Origin of the sequence: Mesorhizobium sp. M2A.F.Ca.ET.042.01.1.1 (genome assembly GCF_003997405.1) — a bacterium.
Classification (GTDB): Bacteria; Pseudomonadota; Alphaproteobacteria; order Rhizobiales; family Rhizobiaceae; genus Mesorhizobium.
In genome coordinates this window covers 1-946 of the sequence record NZ_RZRX01000590.1, presented here as the reverse complement: position 1 = coordinate 946, position 946 = coordinate 1, and the positions used below count along the sequence as shown (strand labels likewise).

Annotated in this window: 3 protein-coding genes; all 3 read left to right on the top strand. The window is 61.7% G+C overall.

Features of this window, described 5'->3' with window-relative positions:
• Nucleotides 1-403, top strand: a 403-nt coding sequence (locus tag EOA23_RS35040) for a winged helix DNA-binding protein (protein WP_127307348.1), incomplete at its 5' end; no start/stop codon positions are given.
• A gap of 28 nt (nt 404-431) precedes the next feature.
• The gene (locus tag EOA23_RS36000) at nt 432-596 is read left to right on the top strand and encodes a hypothetical protein (RefSeq protein ID WP_189341846.1); all 165 of its coding nucleotides are present in this window, start codon (nt 432-434) and stop codon (nt 594-596) included.
• Nucleotides 597-626: 30 nt separating this feature from the next.
• On the top strand, nt 627-946 hold a 320-nt coding region (locus EOA23_RS35035), incomplete at its 3' end, for an MFS transporter (RefSeq protein WP_245474457.1).

Below are 946 nucleotides of genomic sequence, written 5' to 3'. Positions count from 1 at the left end.
CCGCTGGATTGTGCGCTGCATGACGGCTGCCGGCGTGCCCGATCTGTCGGCCATCGACGTGTTGGTGCTTCACAACATCGCCCACCGCGCCAAGCCGAAGACGCTCGCGGACCTCTGTCTCGTCCTCAACGTCGAGGACACCCACGTCGTCGCCTACGCGCTGAAGAAGCTTGAGCGATTGAAACTTGTGAAGTCCGGCCGGCGCGGAAAGGAAAAGTTGGCGATGATCACTCCAGAGGGCGAGGCAGCCTGCCGTCGCTACGCCGCGATCCGCGAAGAGCTGCTCGTTAAATCGGTGCTGGCAACGGAAGTATCGAGCGAGGTGCTGTCTTCGGTGGCGTTTCGCATGCGCGCGCTTTCTGGTCATTATGACCAGGCATCACGCAGCGCCGCCTCCATCTGATTGCTGACGCCGGGGCTGGATACCGCCAATGTCGCCGTTAACCGGCGCTGCTGCTGTGTCGGGAATGCGGTGCGTGCTGGAGGCCGGCGCTAATTTTGCCGACGGCGTGATCGCGTCGATGATGGTTCGCGCGCGGGGGAAGACATTCGTCTCTCTGCAAGCGGCAAGTAGAAATTTTCAGCTTGATTATTAGCAAATGGGATCTGGGTAAATGAGCAGGGTAGTGCGCGCGGACGCGGCTTCAATTTCGTCGGCGACGTTCGCTCCGCTTGAGAACGCAACGTTCCGTGCGGTCTGGCTCGCCGCGCAGGTGTCGAGCCTGGGCTGGCTGTTTCAGACCGTCGCGGTCAGCTGGCTCAGGGCTACCATCTCAAGCTCGGACGTGATGGTCGCCCTGGTGCAGGCCTCCACAACGCTGCCCGTCTTCCTGTTGTCGATCTTTGCCGGCGCCATTGCCGACAATTTCAGCCGCCGCCATGTCATGGCGGTCGGCTGGTGCGTGATAGCATTGTCGTCGATCATGCTGACCGCGCCATGCTGGGG